The organism is Pseudomonas sp. TMW22091 (genome assembly GCF_022496705.1).
Taxonomy (GTDB): domain Bacteria; phylum Pseudomonadota; class Gammaproteobacteria; order Pseudomonadales; family Pseudomonadaceae; genus Aquipseudomonas; species Aquipseudomonas saxonica.
Map to the genome: position 1 here is coordinate 25,820 of NZ_SCFI01000010.1, position 26,717 is coordinate 52,536.

The following is a 26,717-nucleotide window of genomic DNA, read 5'->3' on the forward strand; positions in this document are numbered from 1 at the left end:
CCTAGAATCTTGCAGGAGCCTCATGGAGCAATTTCGTAATATCGGCATCATTGGTCGTTTGGGCAGTTCTCAGGTGCTCGATACGGTTCGCCGACTGAAAAAATTCCTGCTTGAACGGCACATGCACGTGATCCTTGAAGACACCATCGGTGAGGTGTTGCCCGGTCATGGCCTGCAAACTTCATCGCGCAAACTGCTGGGTGAAGTCTGTGACATGGTGATTGTCGTGGGCGGCGATGGCAGTTTACTGGGCGCGGCCCGGGCGCTGGCCCGCCACAACGTCCCGGTGCTGGGTATAAACCGTGGCAGCCTGGGCTTTTTGACTGACATTCGACCTGACGAACTGGAAGTCAAAGTCGCCGAAGTGCTCGACGGTCACTATCTGGTTGAAAGCCGCTTTTTGCTGCAAGCCGAAGTCCGCCGCCATGGCGAGGCCATCGGTCAGGGCGATGCGCTTAATGATGTGGTGCTGCACCCCGGTAAATCCACGCGCATGATCGAATTCGAACTGCATATCGACGGTCAGTTCGTGTGCAGCCAGAAAGCCGACGGCTTGATCGTGGCCACCCCGACCGGCTCAACGGCTTACGCCATGTCGGCGGGTGGCCCGATCATGCATCCCAAACTGGATGCCATCGTCATTGTGCCCATGTACCCGCACACCTTGAGCAGCCGGCCCATTGTGGTCGACGGCAACAGCGAGCTGAAAATAGTGGTAGCCAAAGACATGCAGATTTACCCGCAAGTCTCCTGCGACGGTCAGAACCACTTCACCTGCGCGCCGGGTGACACCATTACCGTGAGCAAAAAAGCGCAAAAGCTGCGTCTGATTCATCCTTTGGACCACAACTACTATGAAGTGTGTCGGACCAAGCTTGGCTGGGGTAGCCGACTGGGCGGCAGGGCTGACTGATGCTCGATCCAGCGCGCAGTTACGATCTGATCGGTGACGTGCATGGCTGTGCTCATACACTTGAGCACCTGCTGGAACGTCTGGGCTATCGAAAACTCGCCGGTGTCTGGCGACACCCGCAACGCATGGCGGTGTTCCTGGGCGACATCATTGATCGCGGCCCGCGCATTCGCGAGTCGTTGCACATCGTCTACGACATGGTTCAGGCCGGTCAGGCGCTGTGCCTGATGGGCAACCATGAATTCAACGCGCTGGGCTGGTGCACACCTGCACCCGCGGGCAGCGGCAAGCAGTTTGTGCGCGAACACAACCCGCGCCACGCCCGCCTTATTCACGAAACCCTTGAGCAGTTCGAGGCGTACCCGCACGAGTGGCGTGCGTTTGTGCAGTGGTTTTACGAGATGCCGCTGTTTGTCGATGCCGAACGCTTTCGCGTGGTACACGCCTGCTGGGACGCGGAGGTGATTGCCCCTCTGCGCCAGCAATACCCCGATGGCTGCATTGACGAGGCCTTCTTGCAGGCCGCGGCCCAGCCCGAAAGCTTCGCCAACCTGACCTTCAATCGGCTGTTGCGCGGCACCGACATGCGCTTGCCCGATGGCATGACCCTGACCGGTGGCGATGGCCTGACGCGGGCGTTCTTCCGTACCAAGTTCTGGGAAGACGACCCCAAGACCTACGGAGATATTGTGTTTCAACCTGACGCACTGCCCGAGCGCGTGGCGCAAAAACCGCTGTCTTCAACCGAGAAGAGCGCGTTGTTGCGCTATGGCAGCCATGAGCCTTTGTTGTTTGTCGGGCATTACTGGCGCAGCGGCAAACCCGCGCCTATCCGGCCCAACCTGGCTTGTCTCGATTACAGCGCCGTGCTGTACGGCAAGCTGGTGGCTTACCGCCTTGATCAGGAAACCCGCCTCGATCCCGGCAAGTTTGTGTGGGTCGACGTCGAACGCCCGGAGGCGATTCAATGAGTGTTGTACAGGTGTTACGTCTACCCTTGTCGGTCGATTTAAGCGGTTTTGTGGCCTTGCTCAAGCGCCTGCAAGTGCCCCATCGCGTCAGTGAAGAAGCGGGCGAGCAGGTACTGTGGGCGCCCGATAACATTGCCGAGGACGTCCGTAATCTGTATCAGCGCTTTCCTGCGGGTGATCCTGAACATGAGCTGCCGATTGTCGAACGCCCGGCGCCGATGGCCCGGCCTGGCTTCGTGCGGCAACTGCGCGACAGCCCGGCCACTGCGATTATTTTGCTGCTGTGCGTGATTGTGGCGGTCGTCACGCAACTGGGCGATAACCTCTCGGCCCTGAGCGGGCTGACCTTTGTCGATTACACCATTCGCGGTCAATACATCCAGTTTGCCCCGTTGTCCGAGACCCTTGGGTCGGGGCAATGGTGGCGCCTGTTTACCCCCATGCTGATTCACTTCGGTTTCCTGCACATCGCCATGAATGGCATGTGGTTTTGGGAACTGGGGCGTCGTATTGAAATGCGTCAGGGCAGCATCAACTTGATAGGGCTGAGCCTGTTATTCAGCCTGGTGTCCAACTTCGCCCAATACCTGTTTGGCGGCCCGAGTCTGTTTGGCGGGTTGTCGGGGGTGCTGTACGGCTTGCTGGGGCATATCTGGATTTACCAGTTGATGGCGCCCAACCCGATGTACTCCCTGCCTCGCGGCGTGCTGGTGATGATGCTGGTGTGGCTGGCGCTGTGCATGTCCGGGTTGGTGTCGATGATCGGATTTGGCGAGATTGCCAACGCGGCGCATGTGGGCGGGTTGGTGATCGGTTGCCTGACCGGCTTGCTGGGCGGGCTGTGGGCCCGTCGCAAAATTTCGATGTACCCGTAGCACTGCCGAAGGCGGCGTCCGATTGCGAAGCGATCGTAAACCTGAATACCGGGTTTAACCGGCATACCGAGCTGCCTGTTTTTACGACGGTTGCGCCATCGAACGCAGCCTTCGGCAGCTGCTACGAATCGTGTTGCGACCGTTACCTCACTATTTTTTAAAGAGCGGAACCAGAACCATGTCCTCTTTCAACGAAATGATTAAAAACATCACGCCCGAGATCTATCAGAGCCTCAAACTGGCCGTAGAAATCGGTAAATGGGCTGACGGTAACAAACTGACTCCTGAGCAACGCGAGCTGTCGTTGCAAGCCATGATCGCCTGGGAAGTCAACAACCTGCCCGAAGACCAGCGCACTGGCTACATGGGCCCGCAGGAGTGCAGCTCCAAGTCGGCACCGGTGCCGAACATCCTGTTCAAGTCGGATGCCATCCATTGATTGAGATTGGTCGCGGTGCAATCAGCAAAATGTCGGCACGTCTGGAAGGGCCGACCGTTCAGTACGCGTTTCGTTTGGGCGATACCGAGGTGCCGGTCAATCCATTGATCGGCACTAAACTGCGTCTGGAATTCCTGGGAGAGATTCACTGCTCCCACTGCGGGCGCAAAACCAAGAAGAGCTTCAGTCAGGGTTATTGCTACCCGTGCATGACCAAGCTGGCGCAATGTGATGTGTGCATCATGAGCCCGGAGCGTTGCCATTACGACGCAGGCACGTGCCGCGATCCGTCGTGGGGCGAGCAGTTCTGCATGACCGATCACGTGGTGTATCTGGCCAACTCCTCGGGCGTCAAGGTCGGTATTACCCGTGGCACACAGCTGCCTACTCGCTGGCTCGATCAGGGTGCCAGTCAGGCGTTGCCGATCGTGCGCGTCGCAACCCGTCAGCAGTCGGGTTTTGTCGAAGACCTGTTCCGCTCTCAAGTGGCTGACCGCACCAACTGGCGGGCACTGCTAAAGGGCAATGCCGAGCCGGTCGACCTCGCAGCGGTGCGTGATCAGCTGTTTGACAGCTGCGCCGAAGGTTTGAACAGCTTGCAGGAGCGTTTTGGCTTGCAAGCGGTCCAACCCTTGCATAGCGTCGAGCCCATCGAGATTTGTTACCCGGTTGAACAGTACCCAAGCAAGATTGTCAGCTTTAATCTGGACAAGGATCCGATCGTTGAAGGCACGCTGATGGGGATCAAGGGCCAATACCTGATCTTCGACACCGGCGTTATCAATATTCGCAAATACACGGCCTACCAGCTGGCCGTGCATCAGTAAAAGGACACCCGTATGCGCACCGAACAACCGCAAATGATCTACCTGAAGGACTATCAGGCGCCCGAGTATTTAATCGACGAGACGCACCTGACCTTTGAGTTGTTCGAGGATCACACGTTGGTCCATGCGCAATTGGTGATGCGCCGCAACCCTGCGCGCGGCGCAGGTTTACCGGCGCTGGCGCTGGACGGTCAGCAACTGCAGCTGTTGAGTGTGGCGATGGATGACGCCGAACTGACCGCAGCGGACTATCAACTGACCGACAGCCACTTGATCCTGCACCCGAGCAGTGAGCAGTTTGTGGTCGACACCAGCGTCAAGATCCACCCCGAATCCAATACCGCGCTGGAAGGTCTGTACAAGTCCGGCACGATGTTCTGCACCCAATGTGAAGCCGAGGGGTTTCGCAAGATCACCTATTACCTCGACCGCCCGGACGTGATGAGCAAGTTCACCACCACCGTGGTCGCGGAGCAGCATCGCTACCCGATCCTGCTGTCCAACGGCAACCCGATCGCCAGCGGCCCCGACGAAGACGGCCGGCACTGGGCGACCTGGGAAGACCCGTTCATGAAACCGGCTTATCTGTTTGCACTGGTGGCGGGCGATTTGTGGTGCGTTGAAGACACCTTCATCACCATGACCGACCGTAACGTCGCCCTGCGCATTTATGTCGAGCCGGAAAACATCGACAAGTGCCAGCACGCCATGACCAGCCTGAAAAAGTCGATGCGCTGGGACGAAGAAACCTACGGCCGTGAATACGATCTGGACATCTTTATGATCGTTGCCGTCAGTGACTTCAACATGGGCGCGATGGAGAACAAAGGTCTCAACATCTTCAACTCCAGCGCCGTTCTGGCCCGCGCCGAAACCGCCACCGACGCCGCGCATCAGCGCGTTGAAGCGATTGTCGCGCACGAATACTTCCACAACTGGTCGGGCAACCGCGTGACTTGCCGTGACTGGTTCCAGCTGTCGCTTAAAGAAGGCTTCACGGTGTTCCGTGACTCTCAATTCTCAGCCGACATGAACTCGCGGGTGGTCAAGCGTATTCAGGATGTGGCTTACCTGCGCACCCACCAGTTTGCCGAAGATGCCGGCCCTATGGCCCATGCCGTGCGCCCTGACAGCTTTATCGAAATCTCCAACTTCTACACCCTGACGGTCTACGAAAAGGGTTCGGAAGTGGTGCGCATGATCCACACCCTGCTGGGCGAGGTGGGCTTTCGAAAGGGCAGCGACTTGTACTTTGAGCGCCATGACGGTCAGGCCGTGACCTGTGATGACTTTATCAAGGCCATGGAAGACGCCAACGGCGCCGACCTGTCCCAGTTCAAGCGCTGGTACAGCCAGGCCGGTACACCGCGTCTGGCGGTCAGCGAGCACTATGATGCGGCGCAAAAAACCTACAGCCTGACCTTCGCTCAAAGCTGCCCGGCGACCCCGGACAAGGTTGAAAAACTGCCGTTCGTGATCCCGGTTGAACTGGCCCTGTTGAACGCCCAAGGCGTTGAACTGCCGCTGCAACTGACGGGCGAGACGAACGCTGCGGGCACCACGCGGGTGCTGTCGGTGACCGAAGCCGAGCAGACCTTTACCTTTGTAGGCGTGCCTGAAAAGCCGCTGCCTTCGCTGTTGCGCGGTTTCTCGGCGCCGGTCAAATTGCAGTTTGCCTACAGCCGTGACCAGTTGATGTTCCTCATGCAACACGACAGCGATGGTTTCAACCGCTGGGATGCGGGCCAGCAACTGTCTGTGCAGGTGTTGCAGGACTTGATCGCCCAGCATCAACGTGGCGAAGCACTGACGCTGGACCCGCGTCTGGTTGAAGCGCTGCGCAGCGTGCTCAACAATGCGAGCCTGGATCAGGCCATGGTGGCCGAGATGCTGTCGTTGCCGGGTGAGGCTTACCTCACTGAAATCAGCGAAGTGGCCGATGTCGACGCGATCCACACGGCCCGCGAGTTTGCCCGCAAGCAACTGGCTCAGAGCCTGTTCGATGATTTGTGGTCGCGTTATCAGGCCAATCGCGCGGTGTCCAAAGTCACGCCTTATGTGGCTGAAGCCGAGCATTTTGCCCGTCGCGCCCTGCAAAATATCGCACTGTCTTACTTGATGCTGACGGGTAAACCTGAGGTTTTGGCGGCGGCGCTGGAGCAGTTCGAGCACAGCGACAACATGACCGAGCGCCTGACGGCCCTGGCAGTGCTGGTCAACTCGCCTTTTGAGGCAGAGAAAGCCGCAGCGCTGGCCAGCTTCGCCGATCACTTCAAGGATGATCCGCTGGTCATGGACCAATGGTTCAGCGTACAGGCAGGCAGCACGCTGCCTGGCGGTTTGAAGCGCGTGCAGCAGTTGATGGAGCACCCGGCGTTTACCCTGAAAAACCCGAACAAGGTGCGCGCGCTGGTGGGCGCCTTTGCCGGCCAGAACCTGATCAACTTCCATGCAGCTGATGGTTCGGGTTATCGCTTCCTGGCCGATCTGGTGATCCAGCTGAACGCCTTGAATCCGCAGATTGCTTCGCGTCAATTGGCGCCATTGACCCGCTGGCGTAAATACGACAGCGCCCGTCAGGCGTTGATGAAGGCTGAGCTTGAGCGCATTCGCAACTCGGGCGACCTGTCCAGCGATGTGTTTGAAGTGGTCAGCAAAAGCCTGGCCTAACCGCTGATGTATAAAAGGCGCTACCCGAGCAATCGGATAGCGCCTTTTTTATGTCCGTCGGTTTAGTGTTGCAAGGTCACCAAGCGTGATACCGGCACCTTATTAATCTCTACGGTGTAATTGACGTTGCCATTGATGTCTTTCACGTCGTTATCGATGTATTCACCCTGATGATTGGGCACAGAGGCGATGTGCTGACCGTCACGGTAAATATGCACGGGTTTGCCACGCGGTTTGTCGCCTTGCCACGTCAACACCACTTGCGAGGTGGCCGGTAAAGCCTGAGCTGTGAGCTGTCTGACACCCAGCGCCCCGATCAAGGGCAGCCCGTCCATTGAATGCTGTGCCGCATCCGGTGTGACGCCAAAGTGCTTCAGTATTGTGGGCGTGATGTCTGCCTGGCTGGCAAAGCCATACAAACCGCTGTGCCCCGGGTTGGTTGGCGCGCTGACGGGGTCGGTCAGTTGCGCGTTAGCCGATTTGTTCATCGCAATAAAGGTGGTCTTTTCACTCAAGGTTTGTTGCCCATGGCTGTAGCCGTCCGGCAGACGGCGGCCGTGATCGGGCGAGACGATGATTAACCAGTCCTCTTTCGGGTGGGTGGCTTGACGACGTTCCAGCGCCGACAGCAACTGGCCGACTTGCGCATCTACACCCTGAATGGCTTGCTGATACTCAGTGGCAAAACCATGATCGTGACCCGCCAGGTCAGGCTCGTCGAAGTGGGCGAATACCAGGTCAGACTCGCCATGTTCAAGTTCGTAGCCGGCTTTATCGGCCACACACTGATCCACGTCCAGACATTTGGTGGCGCTGTCGATATAGCCTTGAGCGATGTCTTCGGCGAAGTTGTCGTTGATGGTGCCCCAACTGACAATGCTGGTGGTTTTGCGCTGTGGCGCTGCGCGCTTGAGTTGCTCGAACAGGCTGGGCGCCTGGTTGCGCAACGCCCCATTGTTGGCGTCGACCTGGTGCCGGTTCACCCAACTGCCGGTCAAAATAGTCGCCCATCCGGGGCCGCTGTTGGTCAATTGTTCAGTGGAGGTGCCGTCAATGCCTCCGATGTAACTCTTGGCCAGTTTTAGGCTGCCAATGTGCGGCGCCATATTCTGTGCAATGGCTTCCTGCAATTTTTCGTACTGCATGCCGTCGACACCAATCAACAAGGCTTTTTGAGTCTTGGATTTTTGGCTGTCAGCTGAAGAGGGCGTGAGTGCAAGAGCTGGCACACAGGCCAATGACAGGCTCAGGCAGGCGGCGATGGAAAGCGCAACAGTGGAATAACGCATGGCAGACCTCAGTGAAGGAACGGGACACCGGCGAGTATTCAGTCGGTGTATTTCACTGGGGTGAATCTGCTGAAGCATTTAAACCACGGGATGTTTCTGCGCCCCGTGGAGTTCACACGGTGACGGGTTCTTGGCTTAGTACTGTATCCAGCGCCGTGCGTGCATCATCCAGTTGCACCAGCGTGGCATGCCGCGCACCCAGGGCGTCGTGGTTTTCGATGGCCGTCAAAATGGCTTTGTGCCGAGGCAGCGCCAGTTCATGCAAATTGGGACGGCGATTTGAATGCTTTAATGCTTCACGCAACGCCAACGACAGCATATTGCACAGATTGGCAAGCAAGTCATTGTGAGTAGCATCGGCAATGCGCCTGTGAAAATCCAGGTCGGGCTGTAACAACGCTTCAGGTGTTTCGGCCTTTTCCATGCGCTCATAGGCGTCACGTATAGAGGCGACTTCTTCGTCGGTCGCGTGCTGAGCGGCGAGGGCGGCCACGGCGGGTTCGATAATGCTGCGCACACTGGTCAGCAAGGCAAAGAATTCGTTTTGCGGCGAACTCTGCATCAGCCAATGCAGCACATCGGGGTCCAGCATGTGCCACTCACGCCGTGGCTTGACCACCGTTCCTACGCGCGGTTTGGAATACACCAGACCTTTGGCAAGCAACACCCGCGTGGCTTCGCGCAGCACCGGACGGCTGACGGCATACTCTTCGCACAGCAAGGCTTCTGCGGGCAGTTTGTCATCGGGTTTAAAGCGCCCGGAGACAATTTGCATGCCCAGTTCCTGAACGATGCGCGCGTGCATGCTTTTGCGCTCGGAGGGCTGACGATAATCCATAGGGCGTAGGTCGATCCTGTGGCAGAAAGGCACCGATGATAACAGCCACGCGTGGCGTAAACCTCACAAAACCCGGATGCCGCACCGTTTTGTAGTTGCTGGTGAAGGCTGCGAATTGCCCGCCCGCTGATCACGTCGTAGCAGTTGACGAGTAATGCGAGGCTACGTTCGACGATGCAATCGTCGCAACGCTATGACCACGATGTTTCTGATTCATCGGGTTATTTGGGTTTACGACGGCTTTGCCGCCGATCGCAGCCTCGCAGAGCTCGTCAGCTGCTACGGGTTTTTTGCCACCTTGCGACTACAGGTGTTGCTCGATCAATGAGAATGCCGCGGTACTTCTGATCCGCGGCAACCGACCAGGAAGTCAAAGTCGCAGCCCTGATCGGCCTGCATCACGTGGTCGATGTACAGCTGGCGATAGCCGCCAATCAGCAGGTTTTTCGGTGGTTCGATGTCGGCCAGTCGGGCAGCCAGTTCCGCTTCGCTGATGTCCAGGTGCAAACGCCCGCTGGCGCAGTCCAGTTCGATCCAGTCACCTTCTTGCACGGCAGCCAATGGCCCGCCCGCCGCAGCTTCGGGTGCCACATGCAAGACCACGGTGCCATAGGCCGTGCCGCTCATGCGCGCATCGGAAATACGCACCATGTCGGTCACGCCCTGGGCCAGCAGCTTGGCCGGCAAGCCCATGTTGCCGACTTCGGCCATGCCCGGATAACCCTTGGGCCCACAGTTCTTCATCACCAGTATCGAATCGGCGGTGACGTCCAGTTCAGGGTCGTTGATGCGCGCTTTGTACATGTCGAAGTTTTCAAACACCACGGCTTGCCCGCGGTGTTTCATCAGCGCCGGGGTGGCAGCAGAGGGTTTCAGTACGGCACCCAGAGGCGCCAGGTTGCCGCGTAATACGCAAATGCCACCGTCCGCCACCAGCGGGTTTTCAATGGCGCGGATCACTTCGTCGTCGCCGTAAATAGGCGAGTTTTTCACGTTTTCCCAAAGACTCTGACCATTGACGGTCAGTGCATTGGGGTGCGGAATCAAGTTGTTTTCACCCATCCGGCGCAGTACAGCAGGCAGACCGCCCGCGTAGTAGAACTCTTCCATCAGGAAGCGTCCGGAAGGCTGCAAGTCCACCAGCGTCGGGGTGCCGCGACCGATACGGGTCCAGTCATCCAGTTCCAGGTCGACGCCAATGCGCCCGGCGATGGCTTTCAAGTGGATCACCGCATTGGTCGAGCCGCCGATGGCTGCATTGACCCGAATCGCATTTTCAAAGGCTTCTTTGGTCAGCACTTTCGACAGGCGCAGGTCTTCACGCACCATTTGTACGGCACGCATGCCGGACATGTGCGCCAGAACGTAACGGCGCGAATCCACTGCCGGAATCGCAGCGTTGTGCGGCAACGAAGTGCCTAATGCTTCGGCCATGCACGCCATGGTCGAGGCGGTGCCCATGGTGTTGCAGGTGCCCGCCGAACGTGACATGCCGGCTTCTGCCGAGAGGAATTCGTCAAGGCTGATGGCGCCCGCTTTATAAGACTCGTGCATCTGCCAGACGATAGTGCCGGCGCCGATGTCTTTGCCCTTGTGCTTGCCGTTAAGCATCGGCCCACCGGTCACCACAATAGCGGGGACGTCGCAGCTGGCGGCACCCATCAACAGGGCCGGGGTGGTTTTGTCGCAGCCGGTCAGCAGCACAACGCCGTCAATCGGGTTGCCGCGAATCGCTTCCTCCACGTCCATGCTGGCCAGGTTGCGGGTCAGCATGGCGGTCGGGCGCAGGTTCGATTCGCCATTGGAGAACACCGGGAACTCTACCGGGAAGCCCCCGGCTTCGATGACACCACGCTTGACGTGCTCGGCAATGGTTCGAAAGTGAGCGTTGCACGGAGTCAGTTCTGACCACGTGTTGCAGATACCGATGATTGGTTTGCCCTGGAACTGATGGTCGGCAATGCCCTGATTCTTCATCCAGCTGCGGTACATGAAGCCGTTTTTGTCCGCGCTGCCAAACCATTGGGCGGAGCGCAGGGGAGGCGTTTTATCAGACATGGCGGACTCTCTTATTGTATGACTAATTGATTTTTATGCTCCTAAAGTAGCTGGAAAAATGCCGTCTTGGAAGTGTTGTTGGGTAAATAGTATTACTATATAGTCCGTTTTAACTGAGAGCTGATCCTGGCATTTTCCCGCCTGAGGCCACTCCAGAGGTGCCATAACAAAAACAATGGGAGACCTTCATATGAGCCAGGAACTCGGGCTTATTCGCCGCATTACGTTAAAACTCATTCCATTTCTGATCCTGCTCTACCTCATTGCCTATGTAGACCGCTCTGCCGTGGGGTTTGCCAAGCTGCACATGGGCGCTGACGTTGGCATTGGCGACGCGGCGTACGGGTTAGGCGCGGGCTTGTTCTTTATCGGTTATTTCCTGATGGAGATTCCCAGTAACCTGATGCTGGAGCGCTTCGGCGCCCGGCGCTGGTTTGCCCGCATCATGTTGACCTGGGGCGCCATCACGATTGGCATGGCGTTTGTGCAGGGGCCGCACAGTTTCTATGTGATGCGCTTTTTACTCGGGGTCGCCGAAGCGGGGTTCTTTCCGGGCGTTCTGTACTACATCACTCAGTGGTTCCCGGTGCGCCATCGCGGCAAAATCCTGGGCCTGTTCATCCTCTCGCAACCCATCGCCATGATGATTACCGGGCCCATATCGGGCGGTTTGCTTGGGATGGAAGGCGTGTTCGGCCTGCACGGCTGGCAATGGCTGTTTATCGTGATTGGCATGCCGGCCATTCTGCTCACCTGGCCTGTACTGCGTTACCTGCCGGATGGCCCGAAACAGGTCAAATGGATGACTCAGCCCGAGAAGGACTGGCTGGTGGGTGAGCTGGAAAAGGACTTGCAGGAGTACGGTCAGACCCGTCACGGCAATCCGTTGCATGCACTCAAAGACAAGCGTGTGTTGTTGCTTGCGCTGTTCTATCTGCCCGTGACCTTGAGCATCTACGGTCTGGGCCTGTGGTTGCCCACGCTGATCAAACAGTTTGGCGGCAGTGACCTGACCACCGGCTTTGTGTCCTCTGTGCCGTACATCTTCGGCATCATCGGCCTGCTGATCATTCCGCGCAGTTCTGACCGTCTGAATGACCGTTACGGGCATCTGGCCGGGCTGTATGTCGTGGGCGCGATTGGCTTGTTTTTCAGCGCATGGCTGACGGTTCCAGTGTTGCAACTGGGGGCTCTGTGCCTGGTGGCGTTCTCGCTGTTTTCCTGCACGGCGATTTTCTGGACCTTGCCGGGGCGCTTTTTTGCAGGCGCCAGTGCGGCGGCCGGGATTGCCTTGATCAACTCAGTCGGCAACCTCGGCGGCTATATAGGCCCGTTCGTGATTGGTGCACTCAAGGAATACACCGGCAATCTGGCCTCGGGCCTGTATTTCCTCTCGGGCGTGATGGTGTTCGGGTTATTCCTGACGGTTGTCGTGTACCGCGTACTGGAGCGCAAACACGTGCTCAAACCCACTGAATTCGCGGCCAGCGCACGTGCGGCCACTCATCCTTAAGGAAGCTTGTTATGCGTTTAGTACAGTTTGAATTGAACAACGGTGAGCGCCGCGTCGGGTTGGTAGACGGTGGCCTGGTGCGTGAGGTGCAGGATGCCAGCAGCGTACGCGAGTTGGCCCTGGCCGCGATTGAAGCAGGCATCGGCCTCGCTCAACAAGTCGACCAACAGGGTTTGGGCAAGAGCCATGATTACCCGGAATTATTGGCGCAGTTGAGAATTCTGCCGCCGCTGGACCACCCTGATCCTGCGCATATGCTGATCAGCGGCACGGGCTTGACCCATCTGGGCAGTGCTTCGGCGCGGGACAAAATGCACCAGCAGGCGGGCGATGAGTCGACCTTGACCGACACCATGCGCATCTTCAAATGGGGTGTGGAGGGCGGCAAGCCAGCTGCGGGTCAGGCCGGTGTGCAACCTGAGTGGTTCTACAAAGGCGACGGCAGTATTGTCGTACGCCCCGGCCAGCCGTTCCCCTTGCCGCCGTTTGCCGAAGATGCGGGCGAAGAGCCGGAAATCGGTGGCCTGTATGTCATCGGTCATGACGGCAAGCCTTATCGACTGGGCTTCGCCGTAGGTAACGAATTTTCTGACCATGTAATGGAACGTAAAAACTACCTGTATCTGGCCCATTCAAAACTGCGCAGCTGTTCGTACGGGCCTGAACTGCGGGTCGGCGAACTGCCCCAGCATTTGGCGGGTCGCAGCCGGATTCTGCGTAACGGCCAAGTGCTGTGGGAGAACGAGTTTCTCAGCGGCGAAGCCAATATGTGCCACAGCCTGGAAAACCTCGAATATCACCATTTCAAATACAGCCAGTTTCTGCGGCCGGGAGATGTACATATTCACTTTTTCGGCACGGCGACCCTGTCGTTCGGTGATGGCATTCGCACACAGCCCGGCGATATTTTCGAAATCAGTCAAGCCGAGTTCGGCGCACCCCTGGTCAACGGTATTGCCCCGGTGGACGCGGTATTCGAACCCGGCAGCATCGGCACACTTTAAAAGGAAACCCCATGACGCAGATTCTCGGACACAACTACATCGGCGGCCAACGCAGTGCTGAAGGCAGCACCCTGGTCAAGAGTGTCGATGCCATCACGGGCGAAACACTGGCCTACGATTTTTATCAGGCCACGGCGCAGGAAGTTGATCGCGCCGCGACCGCCGCTGCCAGCGCCTACCCGGCATTTCGGGCCTTGAGCGCCGAACGCCGTGCTGAATTTCTCGACGCGATCGCTGATGAACTGGATGCACTGGGCGATGAGTTTGTCGCCATAGTGTGCCGCGAGACGGCATTGCCGGCGGGTCGTATTCAGGGCGAGCGAGGGCGTACCAGCGGGCAAATGCGTTTGTTTGCCAAGGTGCTGCGCCGTGGCGATTTTTATGGAGCTCGCATTGATCAGGCGCTGCCGGATCGTACGCCACTCCCGCGTCCTGATTTGCGCCAGTACCGCTTGGGTGTTGGGCCCGTTGCGGTGTTTGGCGCGAGTAATTTTCCGTTGGCTTTTTCCACAGCTGGCGGTGATACCGCATCGGCGCTGGCGGCCGGTTGCCCGGTGGTGTTCAAGGCTCACAGCGGGCACATGGCTACCGCCGAGTGGGTGGCGGACGCGCTGATTCGTGCTGCTGAGCGTACGGGCATGCCGGCAGGGGTGTTCAACATGATTTATGGCTCGGGCGTCGGTGAAGCATTGGTCAAGCACCCGGCCATTCAAGCGGTCGGTTTCACCGGTTCGCTGCACGGCGGTCGCGCGCTGTGCGACATGGCGGCAGCACGCCCGCAGCCGATCCCGGTGTTCGCCGAGATGTCCAGCATCAACCCGGTGATTATCCTGCCGCAGGCCTTGGCGGCGCGTAGCGCAACCATTGCCCGCGAACTGGCAGCCTCTGTGGTGCAAGGGTGCGGGCAGTTCTGCACCAATCCCGGTCTGGTCATCGGGATTCGCTCACCGGCCTTTACCGCATTCATCGAACAATTGGCCGGACAAATCAGCGAGCAACCGGCACAGACCATGCTCAACGCAGGCACCTTGCGCAGTTATGGCAAAGGTCTGGACGCCTTGCTCAGCCATGCTCGTATCGAGCACGTGGCCGGTCAGATGCAGCAAGGCCGTCAGGCCCAACCGCAACTGTTCAAGGCGGATGTCAGCTTGTTGCTGGAGGGCGACGAGGTGTTGCAGGAGGAGGTCTTTGGCCCGACTACAGTGGTCATTGAAGTCGCCGATCAAGCCCAGCTCAGTGCTGCAATCAACGGCCTGCGCGGTCAACTGACGGCCACGCTGATAGGTGAAACAACTGACTTTGAGCAGTTCGGCGAATTGACCGGGTTACTGGAGCAAAAAGTCGGCCGTATTCTGCTTAATGGCTACCCGACTGGCGTTGAGGTGTGCGATTCGATGGTCCACGGTGGGCCGTATCCGGCGACCTCCGATGCTCGCGGCACGTCGGTGGGCACCTTGGCCATCGACCGCTTTCTGCGTCCGGTGTGCTTGCAGAATTACCCTGACAGCTTGCTGCCGGATGTGTTGAAAAATGCCAACCCTCTGGGCATTCAACGCTTGGTGGATGGCCAGTTCTCGAACCGGGCCATCGGCTGATTTGATCCTGGCTGGCAACCGCCTGCCAGGTGGTTCAATGCTACGGGCCTCTGCGCCTCGCTGATAAAACCCCCGCTAGAGGTATTGGGCTGGGGCTTTCAATGACACGTCGTCAGGCATCGCTAATGCGGTGTTTGACGGCGCTCCATAACCGGATACCGCAGCCGTGGTGACGGGGTGTTTTTAAATGCGATGTATCGCGGGTTGAACCGCACATCTCATTGGAACACGGTCTCTATGACAACTACCTCCGATACCCCACCGGTTTTGGGCCGCTATCGTTTGCTGACACATGCGCTGGCCCGACATTTCTCTGACCGCCCCACACTGCACAGTGTGGTGAGTGGTTTGCTTGTTGATGCCTTACAAAAAAAACGCGACCCCTGGTCATCTCCGATCAACCTCGATCATTTGAAAATAATCTGGACTGTCGATGCAACAGAGCGCGTTCTGGACGTGGCGCGACAACAACCCTTGCTCGAGGCCGTACTTGAGCACATAGCCCTGGGTCGCCCGATCAATTACACCTTCTACGAGGAGGAACAATGTTATTTGGCAGAACTTGGCGAGGGCTCGGTGCTCAACGAGCAAACCAGGCCCTTCCTGCCCATGCTCTCTGCAGAGCAGGCGATTCGCCAGGTTGTGCTCGATTGGGTGAGGGGCTACCAACAGGCGTTGGTGGATTACTGGAACGAACCTGTCGAAGGGTATCGCAGTCGCCAGCATTGGCTTGGGGCCTTTTTCGGTGAGTTGATAGTGTCATCTGCCAATAGCACCCCAGGGCTCAGTGACCAGCAGATCAATGCAGTGCGCCAGGTGATCAAGTACCCGGTACATGCCGATCGCATCCACCTGTTGGGGCGCACGCGGCCACGGGTGTACTTTGCTCAGGTGCAATCCGGGGAGGCCGGCGACCGGGTTGAGGATCTATTGCCCGATCTGTTGGTGGTGCATTCGGTAGACGGGGCTGAGCAATTGCTGGTGTGCATGCCTTCAGGTCAAATCGAGTCATTTGCAACACTCGACGCCTATGGACGATTTCTAGGCCGCACCCTCAGCCTGAGCGGCCCTGTTGATTCACGGGTATGGAAGCGTTACGAAGCCGACGGCGATTGCCTGCAAACGCAAGCAATGATCGAGCTCAATACCCAACTTGCAGCGATCAGAACCTTGCAAGAAGCTGGGCCGCAGCCTTTTGCGAGTATCGAAAAGCTTGCACGACAGCTGCAGCGGATTACTGATCCCGCACAGGTCTTCAGCCTTGAAGAAGACCTCATGTCTGAACCGTTGGGTCGGGTTTTTCAGGCTTTGCCCGACTGGTTGAAAAACGCCACCGTCGATGACCGATTTTCTTACCGCTCGCACATGATCGACCTGGGCAATGTCATGCGCAAAGCCAATGGCCGCGTGTTTGACGAGGGTATCGAAGACTTGCACGGTTATGCGTCACGGGTTTTACATGAGCAGATGCTCAAAGATCAGCCGCTGGCTCCCGGGTATTGGCCAGATGATCTGCTGCTTGACTTCACCGTGGCCACAGGCCCTCTCGGAACTGCCGGTCTGGTTGAAACTGTGCGCTACACCCTGACCGAATTGGCCCTGCAAAACCTGATTGCCGTGCCCAGCGGGCACATGACCATCAGTCATAAGCACAACCAGTTGATTCAGGACTGGTGGATGACCCCGGCGTATATAAAGACGTTGATACACAAGGTCGATGTAGGCGCGCAGTATCCGGCTCTTATCAAGCGCCTGCTGGTGGATGACCCCGTTGAAGCGACCCGGCGCGAGGTGCTTTTTACCGGGCATTTGCAGGTTGCCTTGCCCATGCTGGCACTGGAATGGATGCTCAAGGGGCAGGGCATGCTTACCCGGTTTGGCTATCGATGTATTGCAGCCTTGATGCAAAACGATGCCCGTGCCAGAACGGTCGACGGGGAGTCGGTCAGTATTTTTCCATTGGCACTTCTCAGTGGTCCCAGAGCGATCCCTGATTTTGTGCGGGCGATGTTTGTCATTGGCCTGACTGACAAGCCCTTTGGGCGTTGTGTTCTGTATCGGCCTTTATTCAAGGATGTGCTGGTGGAATATTCATCAGCCCAAGCAATGCTTGATGCCCTGTGCCGTGCGGGCTTGCTGCGCGATAGCGTGCTGGACTGGCTGTCTGATTCCCCGCGCGCGGTTCATGCGTCGGGTGGTTTGAGTACGGCCCACCCCCGAGTCGATGCCCACAGCTTTTTTTATCTGCGCCCAATGAGAAATGATTTTCTGCACGATGTGTTCCGTGAAGCTGCCACGGCCCTGGTGTTACAAGCAGATCGGCAATCGGTATCCAACGCAGAAAGTCGCTGGGCCAGCCTGAAGGAAGGCGGGTGGTTGCTGCTCAATACGGTGTTGCCGTTAATGCGGGGGCCTGTGGCTGTGGCGGGCTGGCTGTTGTTGACCGTGGCTGCGGTCCAGCAGGACTTTACCGCGCTCGCCAGCGATGAGGAAAAAACCAAGGCCCCAGCCATCATTGATTTGCTGTTCAATATTGCGCTGGTCTTGCTGCACATCTCACAGCCTGCAACTCAAGGGGAGCCTCAAGATCCAACTCAGGTCGTCTTGGCTGAGCCGGCTCTGTCTTCCATCGCCGGAGCAGAAGCGGAGCCAGCTCCGGTCAATGTGCGCCAAGGGCAGGTTTACTTTTCTGATGTCCCTGTGGGCAACAACCGCAGTGAGCTGAACTTTGCCTGGTTTAACAACCCGATGATTCACTTCACTCAAGTGCAACTTGGCTGGTTGGAGCTTAATCGCGTAACAGCCCCAGAAAGTCGGAAACCCATCGAGCAGGGCCCGTTAAAAGGCCTGTACTTGATAGGCAACAAATGGCATGCCGTGGTCCGGGGTTTTAGTTACGAAGTTGCGCTGAAAACTGAAGGCGTGGTGGTGGTCAGCCCTGCCAACCCTCTGGAGACAGGCCCTTGGCTCAAATCAGACGCTGCGGGTGTCTGGGACTTTGATACGGGGTTGCATTTACGCGGTGGCGGCCCTAAAAAAAGCCCGGTGAGGGCCTCCAGCGCTAAATCCGTTAGCCAGCAGGTTCGCGAGCTGAACGAAAAATATGAGGCGTTGGGGCTCAGAGAGCCCACGCTCAACAACGAACTCAATGCTGCTCGTGCACGGGTCAAGGAAATCCATATTGGCGAAACGCTCCACTCCCTGACTTATCTGGAGAAGACCGTACGGATCAAACATTTCAGATCATTGCTGGAAAAGGCCCATGCTGAATACACCCTGGAACATGGGTATTTCAAGACGCGGCATGCATTGTTCAAGCAACCAAAAGATCATTTAAAAGAGGGGAATTTCAACCGTACCCTTTTCAACATTGCTTCAGATATTGCCTACAGCCAGCATGTCTTCATCACGGTGTTTATCGAACTGTATCCCGAGTTTCTGGAGTCTACTTTTGAGACCCTGTCCGTCCATGACACGGAGCGTTTTATTAGTATGCGCCGCGAATTATTCAAGGCTCAGTCCAAGCATTTAGAGGATTTCAGGCTGCAAGTGCGCAGTCTTCAGGCGCTTCGTGAATCCCCCCGGGTCGGGTTTGGCTATGCTCGGGAAAGTGCCCTTAAAGCCATGCCCAAAGTGAGTCAGGCAGATGGCACGTCCCGCCCGGCCACAGAGCTGGATTTTCTGACGACGCATCTGCTGACATTGGTTGATATTGTTCCTAAAACGCCTTTCGATGCGCAGTGGCACCATCTGGGAGAAATCATCTGGCCTCTGACATTCACCGTACAGGCACAAGCACAACTGGCCGAGCCTGATTCGTTCAGTCATCAAGAACGCGTAGAGGTGTTGCGCGATATCCATGAGCGCTATGCCCGAGCGTATGACGCGTTAGCCATCTTGCATCTGGAAGTCGGCGATCAATTCAATCTGGTTGACTACAACCGCCTGGTAGAAATGGTTCAAGAACTGAGTGTTGCGTGTGAGGAGCAGCTGACAGAGGAATTACGACGGGAGAATGAATGGCTACCTGCGCAACCGGGGCCTTCGCGAACCGCCCAGCAGACTTCAAGAATCATCAGAACCCGAAAGCATGGCATCCTGATTGGCGCCGCCCGCTCAGCTCATGGAGCCCAAGTGGTGGAGGTGGGCGAATCTGTCTCCGATCCTTTGCAACGGGCCACCAGTCCGGGAGGGCGTCGATCCACGTTAACCTTTCGTGAATCGTCGCCCAATCAATGGGAGGAGGTGGAACCTGTCGTCGCACAGCCTGTGACGCGTACCCTGGGTGCCATACGCAGTCAGTGCAATCAGTTGCTGGATCGTGTCGACCCGCAAATAAACCGGGTCAAGGTATATGCCAAAAACTCAAGATTCCCTTTGGAACTTGAGGAGATTCTGGAGCGGGATGCACTGAAGCTTGACGGTCTGATCCGGGAGATCGAACGAGACTTTCCATCCCAAGCTGTCGAAAAACCCAAACCCGGAACGGCTCAGTCGCTGCTTAAACGTCTACGGGAGGGGGCTGCAAAACTGCGCCAACAAGCCATCTGGGTGCTCAAGTCTTTGCCACCAACGGAACCTGTGGTTGATTATTTGCTGAAAAAAAATGAGGTGCAGCTGATTAAAGAGGGCGAGCGAGTGAAGATGTTCGGCCCTCGCAATGATTACGTGCAGGAGTATCAGGTGCTTAACAAGAACAATCAGGTGTTGTGGTATGCCCACTTGCATTATTCGCAATTGAACTCAGCCACCAATACCCCGACGGCTGCGCACTTCAAGTTGAAACAGCAACGCAAAGTCAGCAAGCAAAGTCTGGAGGCCAAGGCCAAACCCGGTGAAAGAGTGGCGGAAGTCTATTATGGAAAAATCAGTAAAAAGATGATCAACGAGTATTTTATCCCGCTTGCACAGTAAGCACGTCGCTGGGCGTAGGTTCGTTCGTATATTTGGCCTATCATTACGCCTTTCCAACAGGTGAATGATTAATGAGCGAATCCAACCAGACCTTGCGTGCGACCCTTGAAACCAGCGATATGGTGGTGATCGATGGTCTGTACGCCTTTGATTTCTCTATGGACGAGAAAGGTCTGTTCATTATAGCCATGGAAGGTCGAGTAGAAAAACGCTGGAACTTCACAGCCGCTCAAATCGAGGCGGCTGTTTTTAACGATCAATTGCAAAGCTGGTTACTCAACGGTGATGCTGGTGAGCACCGGCTGGTCTGCTCAAACGCCTTTACGGGCAACAATAATGATGAAGAGTCCGAGGTTGCTGATGAAGCTTAAATGGTTGCCCTTGTTGCTGGCGTCGAGTGTAGGTGCAATGTCGGCGCAAGCCGCCTCCGAGAATGAAGTGGAACTATTGGTCGGCTCCTATACCCAGGGCAAAAGCCAAGGTATCTACCGCTTGCAGTTCAACAGCGACAGTGGCCGCATCACGCCTGAACCCCTGCAAGTATTCAAAACCGCCAATCCATCCTGGTTGACCTTGTCCAAAGACCAGCAACGCCTGTTTGTGGTTAATGAAAACGGCAAAGGTCAAACAGATGTAGTAGGGCGCGTCAGCAGTCTGGCGATTGATCCGAAAACCAATGAGCTGACCCTGATCAATCAGGTCAAGTCGTTGGGCGAAGAGCCTACGCATTCCAGCCTCAGCGCTGATGAGCGCTACTTGTTCGTGGCCAACTACGGCGTACATGAAGACCCGGGTGGCAGCCTTGCCGTGGTGCCCATCAATGCCCAGGGCCAATTACAGCCCGTGACGCAAATGAGCAGCCATCAGGCCAGTCGGGTCAACCCTGAGCGTCAGATGTCTGCTCACGTCCACTCAGTCGTGTCATCACCGGATGGCAAGTTTGTATTTGCCAATGACTTGGGCGCGGACAAGATCTTTGTTTATCAATACGACCCTGCTGCCAATGCGGAACATCCGCTGGTGGCCGCCACCCCTGCTGCCGTTGAACTGCCTGCCGGTAGCGGCCCTCGGCATCTGTTGTTCTCCAAAGATGGCAAGCACGCCTACCTGACTACTGAAATGAGTGCTCAGGTGTTTGTGTTTGATTACGCAGACGGTCAACTGAAGCAGCGTCAGGTTGTGGATCTGGCCCACGGCCAGCCTCAGGAAAAACGTGCCGCAGGTGCTTTGCACACCAGTGCCGATGGCAAATTCCTGTACGTCAGCAACCGTGGCAAGGCCAATGAGTTGTTGGTGTTCGCGATTGACCCGGCGACCGGCGAGCTGAGTGAAATTCAGCGTCGTTCAGTTGAAGGTGATCATCCTCGCGAGTTCACCCTGAGCCCCAATGGCAAGTTCCTGCTGGTAGCCAACCAGATGAGCAACGCCATCGTGGTCATTGAACGCGATGCTAAAACCGGCAAGCTCGGCAAGACTGTGCAAACCTTGCCGATGGACGCACCGTCTGATGTGAAATTCATCAACCGCCCGTAAACACGGGGCGTCGGCCTTCTATCAATCCGGCTGATAGAGCCAAGTGGTGAAATGAATTTCTGTGCAATAGCCCTCGGCGGTAAGTTGGTTTCACGGCCTTAAACGGCACGCAAGCCAACTGAATCGTCGAGGGTTATTACCATGAACTTCAATCTGTTCTCCGTCATCGCTGCTTCTGCCATCTCCGCCACTGTGGTGCTGCCGGCCAGCGCCAACACCGTGGTCAGCGACAAGAAATCCATGGCGTATACGCAAAAATATTTGCAGCAAAGCGCTAACTTCCATGCTGCGTTAGCTCCTAAAACCCAGTTGTGAACACCCCCTTTTTTCGTGAGCGAGCACGTATAAAGCGGCACTGGGCCTTGAAACCTCTGCTTGAAGAGAATGGCCGGATAGTTTGCTATTGGGCGTTTCAAGGGGCAAAAGCAGGATTTAACCGTGCCTGGGAGGCGTGCTCGTAGCTGTAGGCCAGCCCCAAAATACGTGCTTCGCTCCAGCGCGCCCCATAGATGTAAAGCCCTTTCAATGTGCCTTGATCATCAATGCCTGAAGGTACAGTTATGCCTGGATACCCCGCGACGGGAACAATCGTTGAGGCAAAGCCTTCAGAACTGTCAACCAGTGCGTCAAGGGAATGTTCGGCCAATAAGTTATCAATTATCTGACGACTGCTGGTATTGAGGGTTGTCCAAAGTTCGTTGTACTGGGTTTCGTTGTAAGGTGTATTGATGAAAGACAAGACAGAACTTTGCCCATACGCAGGACTGCCGGGCGAGTGTTGATTAAAGTTGACGAGTTCTTCAATTGAATTTACCGGCATCGACTGTCGGGAACTGAACCAGTTGGGTGCTTCACGGTTCAGGTCCATGAATAAAAACTCTTGGTAGCGCTCCATGTAGCTTGAATTTTCGTAGCTGGGTTCTTCGACGGGAATAAGCGTTGCTCCAGCATTAGTCATTACTTCTAATGCGTGTGCAAAGTTGGCATCACGTTCGACTTCCGTGCTTCCAGGCGCGTAGCGGCTGGGATAGCCGATTCGTTTACCACTCAGTTCTGCAGTATTGAGCCGGGAGGTGTAGTCAGTGGGTACACCTGTGTGCGGGCGCTGTACGTTATCAGTGGGATCATTTCCCATCATGGCGTTCAGGAGTAGGGCCGCGTCACGTACCGTGCGTGTAATCGGCCCAGGGGTGTCCTGATTTCGCGACACAAGGATGATGCCGGATCTGCTCAAAAGACCAAGACTAGGCTTTAACCCCACAACCCCATTCATGAACGAGGGGCAGTGAATGGAGCCATTGGTTTCAGTGCCAACGGTCAATGGGGCGAAGCCAGCAGCGGCTGCGGCGGCTGAACCCGTGCTGGAACCACAAGGGTCCGCAGATAATTTATGAGGGTTTTTGGTTTGCCCGCCTCGTGCGCTCCAGCCGCTTGGAATATCGGGGTCACGAAAGCCCGCCAGTTCGGTCAGGTTGGTTTTACCAAGAATGACCGCACCTGCCTCACGTAATTGTTGGATGATAAATGCATCCTCAGTGGCGGGCTGACCGACCAGTGCCAGAGAGCCAGCGCTGGTCTGCATGTTATCGGAGGTCTGAATGTTGTCTTTGATGAGAACGGGGATGCCATGCAGCGGTCCCCGAAGTTGCCCTGAGAGGCGTTCCTGGTCTCTTGCAGCAGCAATGTCCAGTGCGTTTGGATTGAGTTCAATGATGGCGTTTATAGCGGGGCCATTTGTATCCAGCGAATGAATGCGATTGAGCAGATGCTTAACCAGTATTACGGAGCTATAACGCTCGCTGTTCAAGTTTTCTGTCAGTTCTGCGACGCTTGCATACTCCGCGCCTGTCAATAATGCCAACTGTTGCGGTTCGATGGTGTGCAAGAGCGTTTCGGCAGTATTAGCCCTCGCTCCCTGGCTACACAACAGTGCTGCGCTTAATAGTAACGATATTGCACATGTGGACGATCCCTGTCCTTTTATCTTGTTCATGATCAGCCTTGCGAAGTTGCTTTTGTGAGTAGTTACGCAAGGATAGTTCGATTGAATTCCTGAGAGGCTTAATATTGTTCTAAGTGTGTAAGTATGTAATACAGCGAGGGAGGGCCACAGGATGAGCCGATCGACGCTCGATTGTTCGTGATCATTTGATTGTTAAAAGATCACGAACAAACTCGCTCCTACGGTGCTTTTTTAAAGTCCTACCGTGTTCAGCAACTGCGCAGCCGGACCTTCTGCCGGCCCTACCATGGCGTAGTTGTAGCCGGGGCCTGACCAGTAATCGGCCTGCAAGTCGCCGTCGCGTCGACTTCCGCGAGGCAGCAAGGTGTTCTGAGGCCCAGGCGGGCGAATGTAAAAGCTGATTTGCAGTCCTTGCGTATTTTCGTAGAGCACCATGGCTGCGCCACCCTGATCGGTGGTGAGCAAACGGCAACTGACCGGTTTAAATCCCGCATGACTCAAGTCTGGCAAGCGCTCTGCGTGGTTGAAGTAACGGTCCATCCAGGCTTGCAGATCGCTGCTCTGTTCAACGTGATAGTCGGCGGGCAGAAAACCTTGCTCAGCAAACATGCGGTGTGCGGCCAGTGCATCGGTCATGGGTAATTGGCTGGGACTCAATGTCATCTGTCTGGCCTGCCAGCCGCCCAACCCACCCACGCTCACTGCAATCAACAGCACCGCAGCCGTGGCCCAGTGACGCGCGGATTGTCGACGCAGACGCTGGCGAATGGCCGCAGGATCGAGTGCTGGATTGGCCGGTTGCAGCAAGGTTTGTTGCAACGCGGTACGCAGGTTGTGCGCGTCGTGCTGCCAGGCGTGCACCTTTGCTGCAACTTCGGGATGGGCCTCTAGATACAGTTCAACCTGCTGACGTTCTGACTCGCTGAGCGCGTGATCAACGTAAGCATGCAAGTCGCGCTCACTGGGAGGGGTGGTGATCATTTAAGTCTCCGCAAAACAGGGCGGGTGATTTCGCCTTCGCTGAGCAGGCGCAACGCCTGGCGCGCGCGTGACAGGCGTGACATCACGGTGCCGATCGGTACCTCAAGAATGTCCGCGACTTGCTGGTAGCTCAAGCCCTCAACGGATACCCATAGCAACAGGGCGCGCTGCTCGGTGCTCAGCCGATCGAATGCTTGCAGCGTCGATTGTGCGATGACCGTGCGTTCGGTGGAGGGCTGTGAGTCGTCGCGACCGGTAAAGAACTCGAGCATGCGTGCGTAGCGTCGAGAGCGCCGATGGTTGTCGACAAACTGGCGATACAGGATGGTAAACAACCACGCCCGCAAATCCCCTTCGGGGCGTTTGCTGGCCACACTGCCGAGTGCCCGCTCCAGACAGGTCTGCACCAGGTCGTCAGCATTGCTGGAGTGACGCGTCAACGACAGCGCAAAACGCCTTAGACGCGGCATAAGTTCGCGCAGTTGCTCGTCAAATGGGGGCATGGAGTCCTGCACGGCATTGGTCTGTTAGTCGGGTTGGAACCCTGCAGACGACTAGGGTTAAGGATTATTCCCGACGCGTAAAAATAAAGTACTTAAAAATATTCGCGGCTCTGCGGGAATAAGCCTGATTGGCCTGCGTCTCATAGGCCATCCACCTGACGGTCTCGTGGCCTCGGAGTTCTAACATGGTAGATCAATTGCCGCCTGCGCGGCCTGTCAAGCCTGCGTTGAGCCCGGCCAGTGTGATGTTGCGACTGGCGGGTATCGGTGCAGTCGTGGCAGTCATCGCTGGCACGTTTTTTTACGTTAATGGCACTTTTGACTCACAGCGCCTGCGCCCCAAAACCCTGGTAAATGCCTTGGAGCACAACAACGGTGTGCATCCGGGTTATCGACGCAATCATGCCAAGGGGATGTGCGTGATCGGCTACTTCGAGAGCAATGGCAATGCACAGCCGCTCTCCAGTGCCCAGGTGTTTCAGGCAGGGCGCACGCCGGTAGTCGGGCGCTTTGCTTTACCCAGCGGCAACCCTTACGCGCCTGACAGCAGTGTGCCGATTCGCAGTCTGGCGTTGCGTTTCACTGAGGCCAATGGTCAACAATGGCGGACCGGTATGAACAGCATGCCGGTATTCCCGGTGGGCACGCCCGAGGCGTTCTATGCCATGTTGCAAGCCGGGGCCCCAGACCCAGCCACAGGTAAGCCCAAGCCAGAGGCCATGCCCGCGTTCTTTGCCGCCCACCCGGAAGCAGGGCCCTTTTTGCAGTGGGTCAAAACGGCAAAGCCGTCTGCCAGTTTCGCCACCGAAACGTACAACGGTATGAATGCCTTCTATCTGGTCAATGCCGCCGGCCAGCGCCAGGCTGTGCGCTGGGGTGTAGTGCCTGAAGGTCAGGACGCCCCTGGTGCGACTGCGCCCAATGAAGCGGACTATCTGGAAACAGATCTCGCGCAACGCTTGTCGGTGGGGCCATTGAAGTGGCAGTTCAACCTGACATTGGCCGAGGCGGGCGACCCCGTCAATGATGCGAGCAAACCCTGGCCAACCGAACGCAAGGTGGTGAATGCCGGGACCTTGGTGCTGCAAAGCGCAGAGCCGCAAAACAATGGCGAGTGCCGCGATATCAACTATGACCCGCTGATTTTGCCCAGTGGCATCGAAGGCTCGGCAGATCCCTTGCTCGCCGCGCGCTCAGCCGCGTATGCCAGTTCCTATCTGCGCCGCACCAGTGAAGTTGACCAGCTCTCCCAGGAGAAACGTCCATGAGCACACCTACCTCGCATTTCGCGCCCCTGGCACGCCTGCTGCATTGGCTGATGGCGCTGATGATCATTGCCATGTTGTTTATTGGCGCGGGTATGGCGGCGTCAGTCTCCGAGCGCCATGCATGGCTGCTCAACCTGCACAAACCCTTGGGCATCGCCATTTTGCTGCTGGTGGTGGTGCGCCTGTTTGTGCGCTTCTCGACTCGGCAACCGCCATTGCCTGCCGACTTGCCCGACGTACAAGTGCTGGCAGCCAAACTCTCCCATGTATTGCTCTACGCATTGATGTTCATCTTGCCCATTGTGGGTTGGGCGATGATCTCAGCGGCGGGCGATCCGGTAATGCTCAGCAGCTCATTGCAACTGCCATCGATTTTGCCGGCTAATCCCTCGACTTTTGCCTTTCTGCGCAAAGCTCATACGTACCTGGCGTATCTGCTGTTTTTTACCGTGTTGCTGCATCTGGCGGCGGCGCTGTACCACGGTTGGATCCGCCGTGACGGGGTATTGCAGAGCATGCTGAACGGCAAATAGTGTCGCCGCTACGAGGAACGCGGGCTGCGA

General features: G+C 56.8%; 21 protein-coding genes. 15 read left to right on the forward strand and 6 right to left on the reverse strand.

What is annotated here, in order from left to right:
- Positions 1-22: 22 nt before the first annotated feature.
- The 6 genes from EQV93_RS17640 (at position 23) to pepN (ending at position 6,695) form a co-directional block, all read left to right on the forward strand.
- The gene (locus EQV93_RS17640; protein ID WP_122782379.1) at positions 23-913 is read left to right on the forward strand and encodes an NAD(+) kinase; all 891 of its coding nucleotides are present in this window, start codon (positions 23-25) and stop codon (positions 911-913) included.
- Positions 913-1,884: a metallophosphoesterase gene (locus EQV93_RS17645; protein ID WP_122782380.1), complete on the forward strand. Its 972-nt coding sequence runs from the start codon at positions 913-915 to the stop codon at positions 1,882-1,884. Before EQV93_RS17640 ends, EQV93_RS17645 begins: the two co-directional genes overlap by 1 nt.
- Positions 1,881-2,759, forward strand: a complete 879-nt coding sequence (locus EQV93_RS17650; protein WP_122782381.1) for a rhomboid family intramembrane serine protease — start codon at positions 1,881-1,883, stop codon at positions 2,757-2,759. The genes EQV93_RS17645 and EQV93_RS17650 overlap by 4 nt, the downstream gene beginning before the upstream one ends.
- A gap of 178 nt (positions 2,760-2,937) precedes the next feature.
- Positions 2,938-3,198 (forward strand): YeaC family protein, encoded by a 261-nt coding sequence (locus tag EQV93_RS17655; protein ID WP_122782382.1) that lies wholly within the window; start codon positions 2,938-2,940, stop codon positions 3,196-3,198.
- On the forward strand, positions 3,195-4,025 hold the full coding sequence (locus EQV93_RS17660; protein WP_122782383.1) for a DUF2797 domain-containing protein: 831 nt from the start codon (positions 3,195-3,197) through the stop codon (positions 4,023-4,025). Before EQV93_RS17655 ends, EQV93_RS17660 begins: the two co-directional genes overlap by 4 nt.
- A gap of 12 nt (positions 4,026-4,037) precedes the next feature.
- On the forward strand, positions 4,038-6,695 hold the full coding sequence (gene pepN, locus EQV93_RS17665) for an aminopeptidase N (RefSeq protein ID WP_240892067.1): 2,658 nt from the start codon (positions 4,038-4,040) through the stop codon (positions 6,693-6,695).
- 62 nt (positions 6,696-6,757) lie between these two features.
- Here the strand turns inward: pepN and EQV93_RS17670 are convergent, their stop codons facing one another.
- From EQV93_RS17670 to EQV93_RS17680, 3 genes are all read right to left on the reverse strand, one after another.
- The gene (locus EQV93_RS17670) at positions 6,758-7,984 is read right to left on the reverse strand and encodes an alkaline phosphatase family protein (protein WP_122782385.1); all 1,227 of its coding nucleotides are present in this window, start codon (positions 7,982-7,984) and stop codon (positions 6,758-6,760) included.
- Positions 7,985-8,096: 112 nt separating this feature from the next.
- Positions 8,097-8,822, reverse strand: coding sequence for a FadR/GntR family transcriptional regulator (locus EQV93_RS17675; protein WP_240892068.1), 726 nt, complete (start codon positions 8,820-8,822; stop codon positions 8,097-8,099).
- Between the two features lie 321 nt (positions 8,823-9,143).
- Positions 9,144-10,880, reverse strand: coding sequence for an IlvD/Edd family dehydratase (locus EQV93_RS17680; RefSeq protein WP_240892069.1), 1,737 nt, complete (start codon positions 10,878-10,880; stop codon positions 9,144-9,146).
- A gap of 190 nt (positions 10,881-11,070) precedes the next feature.
- On the opposite strand from EQV93_RS17680, the gene EQV93_RS17685 reads away from it, so the two are divergent.
- The 7 genes from EQV93_RS17685 (at position 11,071) to EQV93_RS17715 (ending at position 21,754) form a co-directional block, all read left to right on the forward strand.
- Positions 11,071-12,393: an MFS transporter gene (locus EQV93_RS17685; protein ID WP_122784284.1), complete on the forward strand. Its 1,323-nt coding sequence runs from the start codon at positions 11,071-11,073 to the stop codon at positions 12,391-12,393.
- 11 nt (positions 12,394-12,404) lie between these two features.
- The gene (gene araD1 / locus EQV93_RS17690; protein WP_240892070.1) at positions 12,405-13,397 is read left to right on the forward strand and encodes an AraD1 family protein; all 993 of its coding nucleotides are present in this window, start codon (positions 12,405-12,407) and stop codon (positions 13,395-13,397) included.
- Positions 13,398-13,408: 11 nt separating this feature from the next.
- On the forward strand, positions 13,409-14,992 hold the full coding sequence (locus tag EQV93_RS17695; RefSeq protein ID WP_240892071.1) for an aldehyde dehydrogenase (NADP(+)): 1,584 nt from the start codon (positions 13,409-13,411) through the stop codon (positions 14,990-14,992).
- 237 nt (positions 14,993-15,229) lie between these two features.
- Entirely contained in the window at positions 15,230-19,906 is a 4,677-nt protein-coding gene (locus EQV93_RS17700; RefSeq protein ID WP_240892072.1) for a dermonecrotic toxin domain-containing protein, read from the forward strand.
- Between the two features lie 71 nt (positions 19,907-19,977).
- A complete protein-coding gene (locus EQV93_RS17705; protein WP_146427777.1) occupies positions 19,978-20,277 on the forward strand; it encodes a DUF5629 family protein in 300 nt (99 codons plus the stop codon).
- Positions 20,267-21,439: a lactonase family protein gene (locus tag EQV93_RS17710; protein ID WP_240892073.1), complete on the forward strand. Its 1,173-nt coding sequence runs from the start codon at positions 20,267-20,269 to the stop codon at positions 21,437-21,439. The genes EQV93_RS17705 and EQV93_RS17710 overlap by 11 nt, the downstream gene beginning before the upstream one ends.
- A 141-nt stretch (positions 21,440-21,580) precedes the next feature.
- Positions 21,581-21,754: a hypothetical protein gene (locus EQV93_RS17715; protein ID WP_167654295.1), complete on the forward strand. Its 174-nt coding sequence runs from the start codon at positions 21,581-21,583 to the stop codon at positions 21,752-21,754.
- A 97-nt stretch (positions 21,755-21,851) separates the two neighbouring features.
- On the opposite strand, the gene EQV93_RS17720 is transcribed toward EQV93_RS17715, so the two are convergent.
- The 3 genes from EQV93_RS17720 to EQV93_RS17730 form a co-directional block, all read right to left on the reverse strand.
- Positions 21,852-23,432 carry an amidase family protein gene (locus tag EQV93_RS17720; RefSeq protein ID WP_240892074.1) on the reverse strand — a complete coding sequence of 527 codons (1,581 nt, stop codon included), beginning with the start codon at positions 23,430-23,432 and terminating at the stop codon, positions 21,852-21,854.
- Between the two features lie 201 nt (positions 23,433-23,633).
- Positions 23,634-24,383 (reverse strand): anti-sigma factor family protein, encoded by a 750-nt coding sequence (locus tag EQV93_RS17725; protein WP_240892075.1) that lies wholly within the window; start codon positions 24,381-24,383, stop codon positions 23,634-23,636.
- Positions 24,380-24,886 carry a sigma-70 family RNA polymerase sigma factor gene (locus EQV93_RS17730; RefSeq protein WP_122784293.1) on the reverse strand — a complete coding sequence of 169 codons (507 nt, stop codon included), beginning with the start codon at positions 24,884-24,886 and terminating at the stop codon, positions 24,380-24,382. The genes EQV93_RS17725 and EQV93_RS17730 overlap by 4 nt, the downstream gene beginning before the upstream one ends.
- 185 nt (positions 24,887-25,071) lie before the next feature.
- Between EQV93_RS17730 and EQV93_RS17735 the strand changes: the two genes are divergently transcribed.
- Together EQV93_RS17735 and EQV93_RS17740 are read left to right on the forward strand one after the other, a co-directional pair.
- Positions 25,072-26,154, forward strand: coding sequence for a catalase family peroxidase (locus EQV93_RS17735; protein WP_240892076.1), 1,083 nt, complete (start codon positions 25,072-25,074; stop codon positions 26,152-26,154).
- Entirely contained in the window at positions 26,151-26,687 is a 537-nt protein-coding gene (locus EQV93_RS17740; protein ID WP_146387434.1) for a cytochrome b, read from the forward strand. The genes EQV93_RS17735 and EQV93_RS17740 overlap by 4 nt, the downstream gene beginning before the upstream one ends.
- The last annotated feature ends 30 nt before the right edge of the window (positions 26,688-26,717 follow it).

Excerpts from the sequence above, each read along its gene's own strand:
- EQV93_RS17685 (WP_122784284.1), top strand. The coding sequence starts at position 11,071 with ATGAGCCAGGAACTCGGGCTTATTCGCCGCATTACGTTAAAACTCATT.
- EQV93_RS17740 (WP_146387434.1), top strand. The coding sequence starts at position 26,151 with ATGAGCACACCTACCTCGCATTTCGCGCCCCTGGCACGCCTGCTGCAT.
- EQV93_RS17720 (WP_240892074.1), bottom strand. The coding sequence starts at position 23,432 with ATGAACAAGATAAAAGGACAGGGATCGTCCACATGTGCAATATCGTTA.
- EQV93_RS17710 (WP_240892073.1), top strand. The coding sequence starts at position 20,267 with ATGAAGCTTAAATGGTTGCCCTTGTTGCTGGCGTCGAGTGTAGGTGCA.
- EQV93_RS17695 (WP_240892071.1), top strand. The coding sequence starts at position 13,409 with ATGACGCAGATTCTCGGACACAACTACATCGGCGGCCAACGCAGTGCT.
- EQV93_RS17725 (WP_240892075.1), bottom strand. The coding sequence starts at position 24,383 with ATGATCACCACCCCTCCCAGTGAGCGCGACTTGCATGCTTACGTTGAT.
- EQV93_RS17650 (WP_122782381.1), top strand. The coding sequence starts at position 1,881 with ATGAGTGTTGTACAGGTGTTACGTCTACCCTTGTCGGTCGATTTAAGC.
- EQV93_RS17645 (WP_122782380.1), top strand. The coding sequence starts at position 913 with ATGCTCGATCCAGCGCGCAGTTACGATCTGATCGGTGACGTGCATGGC.
- EQV93_RS17705 (WP_146427777.1), top strand. The coding sequence starts at position 19,978 with ATGAGCGAATCCAACCAGACCTTGCGTGCGACCCTTGAAACCAGCGAT.
- EQV93_RS17715 (WP_167654295.1), top strand. The coding sequence starts at position 21,581 with ATGAACTTCAATCTGTTCTCCGTCATCGCTGCTTCTGCCATCTCCGCC.
- EQV93_RS17655 (WP_122782382.1), top strand. The coding sequence starts at position 2,938 with ATGTCCTCTTTCAACGAAATGATTAAAAACATCACGCCCGAGATCTAT.
- EQV93_RS17735 (WP_240892076.1), top strand. The coding sequence starts at position 25,072 with ATGGTAGATCAATTGCCGCCTGCGCGGCCTGTCAAGCCTGCGTTGAGC.
- EQV93_RS17670 (WP_122782385.1), bottom strand. The coding sequence starts at position 7,984 with ATGCGTTATTCCACTGTTGCGCTTTCCATCGCCGCCTGCCTGAGCCTG.
- EQV93_RS17680 (WP_240892069.1), bottom strand. The coding sequence starts at position 10,880 with ATGTCTGATAAAACGCCTCCCCTGCGCTCCGCCCAATGGTTTGGCAGC.
- EQV93_RS17675 (WP_240892068.1), bottom strand. The coding sequence starts at position 8,822 with ATGGATTATCGTCAGCCCTCCGAGCGCAAAAGCATGCACGCGCGCATC.
- EQV93_RS17640 (WP_122782379.1), top strand. The coding sequence starts at position 23 with ATGGAGCAATTTCGTAATATCGGCATCATTGGTCGTTTGGGCAGTTCT.
- araD1 (WP_240892070.1), top strand. The coding sequence starts at position 12,405 with ATGCGTTTAGTACAGTTTGAATTGAACAACGGTGAGCGCCGCGTCGGG.
- EQV93_RS17700 (WP_240892072.1), top strand. The coding sequence starts at position 15,230 with ATGACAACTACCTCCGATACCCCACCGGTTTTGGGCCGCTATCGTTTG.
- pepN (WP_240892067.1), top strand. The coding sequence starts at position 4,038 with ATGCGCACCGAACAACCGCAAATGATCTACCTGAAGGACTATCAGGCG.
- EQV93_RS17730 (WP_122784293.1), bottom strand. The coding sequence starts at position 24,886 with ATGCCCCCATTTGACGAGCAACTGCGCGAACTTATGCCGCGTCTAAGG.